At 73.0% G+C, this 3,954-nt stretch carries 4 protein-coding genes; 1 reads left to right on the top strand and 3 read right to left on the bottom strand.

Annotation, left to right across the window (positions count from 1 at the left end; translation table 11 throughout):
• Together AB6N24_RS22820 and lpdA are read right to left on the bottom strand one after the other, a co-directional pair.
• The coding region (locus AB6N24_RS22820; protein ID WP_412871646.1) for a biotin/lipoyl-containing protein at positions 1–756 on the bottom strand (756 nt) is incomplete at its 3' end.
• A 28-nt stretch (positions 757–784) separates the two neighbouring features.
• Complete coding sequence (gene lpdA / locus AB6N24_RS22815; RefSeq protein WP_412871645.1) at positions 785–2,170, bottom strand: dihydrolipoyl dehydrogenase; 1,386 nt, start codon at positions 2,168–2,170, stop codon at positions 785–787.
• A 222-nt stretch (positions 2,171–2,392) separates the two neighbouring features.
• Here lpdA and AB6N24_RS22810 point away from each other — a divergent pair, with 222 nt between their 5' ends.
• On the top strand, positions 2,393–2,761 hold the full coding sequence (locus tag AB6N24_RS22810) for an oxidoreductase (protein ID WP_412871644.1): 369 nt from the start codon (positions 2,393–2,395) through the stop codon (positions 2,759–2,761).
• A 36-nt stretch (positions 2,762–2,797) separates the two neighbouring features.
• On the opposite strand, the gene AB6N24_RS22805 is transcribed toward AB6N24_RS22810, so the two are convergent.
• A partial coding sequence (locus tag AB6N24_RS22805) for a leucyl aminopeptidase (protein ID WP_412871643.1) occupies positions 2,798–3,954 on the bottom strand: 1,157 nt, incomplete at its 5' end.

Below are 3,954 nucleotides of genomic sequence, written 5' to 3'. Positions count from 1 at the left end.
GTCCGGGGCCGCGACCTGCGGCGACGCCTCCGTGGCCGGGGCCGACGGCTGCTCCTGCGCGGCGGGGGCCTCGGCGGGCTGCGCCGGTGCCTCGGCGGGGGCCGCGGCACCCGAGCCGATCACGGCCAGGACGGCGCCGACCTCGACGGTCTCGTCCTCCTGGACGCGGATCTCCTGGAGCGTGCCGGCGAGCGGCGAGGGGATCTCGGTGTCGACCTTGTCGGTGGAGATCTCGAGCAGCGGCTCGTCCACCGCGACCTCGTCGCCCACGGCCTTGAGCCACCGCGTCACGGTGCCCTCGGTCACGGACTCGCCGAGCGCCGGGAGGGTGACGTTCTCGCCGCCGCCCGACGGGGCGGACGACGCGGCCGGCTGCTCGGCCGGTGCGGCCGGCGCCTCGGCGGCGGGCTGCTCGGGAGCGGCAGGCTGCTCGGCGACGGGCGCCTGCTCCTGCGGGGCGGGCGCCTCAGCGGCGGGCTGCTCGGCTGCCGGCTCGGCAGGGGCGGACCCGCCGCCCTCGCCGGAGCCGATCACGGCGAGGTTCGCGCCGACCTCGACGGTCTCGTCCTCCTGGACGAGGATCTGCTCGAGCACGCCGGCGAACGGCGACGGGATCTCGGTGTCGACCTTGTCGGTCGAGATCTCGAGCAGCGGCTCGTCGACCTCGACGGTCTCGCCGACCTGCTTGAGCCAGCGGGTGACGGTTCCTTCGGTGACGGACTCGCCGAGGGCGGGGAGCTGCACGTTGTCGGACATGACCGCTCGTTCTCCTTCGATCGTGGGGTCAGTTGTGGGCGTGCAGCGGCTTGCCGGCGAGCGCGAGGTGCGCCTCCCCGAGGGCCTCGTTCTGCGTGGGGTGGGCGTGCACGAGCGCCGCGACGTCCTCCGGGTAGGCCTCCCAGTTCACGATGAGCTGGCCCTCCCCGATGAGCTCGCCGACGCGCGCGCCGATCATGTGGACGCCGATGACCGGACCGTCCTTCTGGCGGACGAGCTTGACGAAGCCGGCGGTGCCGAGGATCTGGCTCTTGCCGTTGCCGCCGAGGTTGTACTCGAGGACCTCGACCGCGTCGGCCCCGTGGACCTCCTTGGCCTTGGCCTCGGTGAGGCCGACCGAGGCGACCTCGGGCTCGGAGTAGGTGACGCGCGGGATGCCGGACTCGACGATCGGCTGCGGGTTGAGGCCGGCGATCTCCTCGGCGACGAAGATGCCCTGCGCGAAGCCGCGGTGCGCGAGCTGCAGGCCGGGGACGATGTCGCCGACCGCGTAGACGTTGCCGACGCCGGTGTGCAGGCGCTCGTTCGTGATGACGAAGCCGCGGTCGAGCGTGAGGCCCTGCTCCTCGTAGCCGAGGTCGGCGGTGCGCGGACCGCGGCCGACGGCGACGAGCAGGTACTCGGCGTCGAACGTCTTGCCGTCCTCGAGCGAGACGTGCACGCCGTTCTCGTCCTGCGTGACGCCGGCGAACCGCACGCCCAGGTTGAACTTGATCCCGCGCTTGCGGAACGCGCGCTCGAACGCCTTCGAGAGCGACTCGTCCTCGTTCGCGACGAGGTGGGGGAGCGCCTCGATGATGGTGACGTCCGCGCCGAAGGACTTCCAGACGCTCGCGAACTCGGAGCCGATGACGCCGCCGCCGAGCACGATGACCGACTTCGGGACCTCCGTGAGGTCGAGCGCCTCGGTCGACGTGAGGATGCGGCCCCCGATCTCGAGACCGGGGAGGGAGCGCGCGTAGGAGCCGGTCGCGACGACGACGTGCTTGCCGGTGTACCGCTGGCCGTCGACCTCGACGGTGTCCTTGGCGACGAGGCGCCCGTGGCCCTCGATCACCGTGATCTTGCGCGACTTGATCAGGCCCTGGAGGCCCTTGTACAGGCGGCCGATGACCGAGTCCTTGTACTGCTGGACGCCGGCCATGTCGATGCTCTTGAGCTCGGTGTGCACACCGAAGTGCGCACCTTCCCGGGCGTCGTCGGCCAGCTGCGCGGCGTGCAGGAACGCCTTGGTCGGGATGCAGCCCCAGTGGAGGCAGGTGCCGCCGAGCTTGCTCTCCTCGACGAGAGCCACGTTGAGGCCGAGCTGGGCGCCGCGGAGCGCAGCCGCGTAGCCACCACTCCCTCCGCCCAGGACGACGATGTCGAAAGCGGAACCGGTCGTGTCGGCCACGTGCAACTCCTCAGCGCAATTCTGTGCAGGCGTGTGGTGGGCTGGGTGCTCGCCGACCATCTTGTCACCGTAGGGCCCGCCGAACGAACCGGACCAGCCACGACGCGGTGTGACGCTCGGAACAGTCATCCCATGACTCGCCTGGTCGTCGGTGGAGCGACCCGCACGGAACGTTCACGCGGCTCCCGGCCGACGTCCAGGTCCGGCCGCTACCCTCCACGGATGGGCCTGTTCTCACGCCGCCGTCGCCGCTCACCGGAGAGTGCGGAGGCCGCACCCACCGGGCGCGCCGCGCAGCAGGCCACGGTCGCGCACTTCCGGGAGTTCATCGACACCCGCGTGGGGGTCGAGGCCTACGTCGAGCCGCAGACGAACGTGACCCAGACGACGCTCATGCTCATCGCGACGACGGGCGAGTGGACGCGCCGGCGTGTGCCGGACGCGCGCGCCGCGCACGAGCTCGCGCGTGGTCTGGGCATCCCGGTGTACGACGTGCAGCGCACGGGCTACCCGCAGCGGATGCGCGACTGGAACTCCCGGCAGCGCATCGAGCGACGCCGCGAGAACGCGCGCGAGGCCGGGCTGCACTGACCCGGCCCCGCGCGCCCCGCACGTGCGGCCCGCGGCTCAGCGGACGGCGTGGCCCCGCTGCTCGAGGAACGCGAGCATCGTGCGCACGCCGACCCCGGTGCCCCCGACGGGCGTGTACCCGTGGGCGGCCTTCTCGTTGAACGCCGGCCCGGCGATGTCGAGGTGCGCCCACGGCGTCCCGCCGGTGAACTCCTGCAGGAAGATCCCGGCGGTGAGCATCCCGCCGAAGCGGTCCCCGATGTTCGCGAGGTCGGCCACCTTCGACTTGAGCCCGGCACGGAGGTCGGCCGGGAGCGGCATGGGCCAGAACAGCTCGCCCGAGCCCTCGGCGGCGGTGGCGACCTCGCCGCGCACCGCGTCGGTGCCCATGACGGCGGAGACGCGGTTGCCGAGCGCGATCAGCTGCGCGCCCGTGAGCGTCGCGATGTCGAGGACCACGTCGGGCTTCTCCTCGGTCGCCGCGACGAGCCCGTCGGCGAGCACGAGCCGGCCCTCGGCGTCGGTGTTGAGGACCTCGACGGTCTTGCCGCCGCGGATCGTGATCACGTCGGACGGGCGCTGCGCGGTGCCGGACGGCATGTTCTCGGCGAGGCAGAGCCAGCCCGTGACGGCGACGGGCAGCTCGAGGCGCGCAGCCGCGAGGACCGTGTGCAGCACCGCTGCGGCGCCGGCCATGTCGGACTTCATCGCCTCCATGCCGGCCGCGGGCTTGATCGAGATGCCGCCCGAGTCGAACGTGATGCCCTTGCCGACGAGCGCGACCTTCGCGGCCGGCTTCGACGGGGTGTACGCGACCTTCACGAGGCGCGGGCCCCGCACCGAGCCGAGGCCGACGCCGAGCAGGCCGCCGTAGCCCCCGGCCGCGAGGGCCTTCTCGTCGAGCACGGTGACCTTGAGGGCGCGCGCCCCGACGTCCTTCGCGGCGGCCTTCGCGAGGTCGGCGAACGCCGCGGGGAACAGGTCGTTCGGGGCGGTGTTCACGAGGTCGCGCACGCCGTGCACGGCGTCGGCGACGACCTCGGCGCGGCTCAGCGCGGCCTTCGCCTCGCGGTCGCGCACGAGCGGCGTCACGACCTGCAGCGTCCCGACCGGGGCCGACTTCGCGGCGGCGTCGGCCGCGCGGTAGCGCGTGTAGGAGTAGGCGCCGAGCAGCGCGCCCTCGGCGACCGCCGCGAGCGAGGCCACGTCGGCGG

It is taken from the genome of Cellulomonas jepli (assembly GCF_047229345.1).
Classification (GTDB): domain Bacteria; phylum Actinomycetota; class Actinomycetes; order Actinomycetales; family Cellulomonadaceae; genus Cellulomonas_A.
Note: the sequence above shows the minus strand (reverse complement) of the source record. Positions and strands in the feature narration are given on the sequence as shown.

Bases quoted from the DNA above. Each gene is read 5' to 3' on its own strand.
- AB6N24_RS22810 (WP_412871644.1), top strand. From the start codon at position 2,393: ATGGGCCTGTTCTCACGCCGCCGTCGCCGCTCACCGGAGAGTGCGGAG.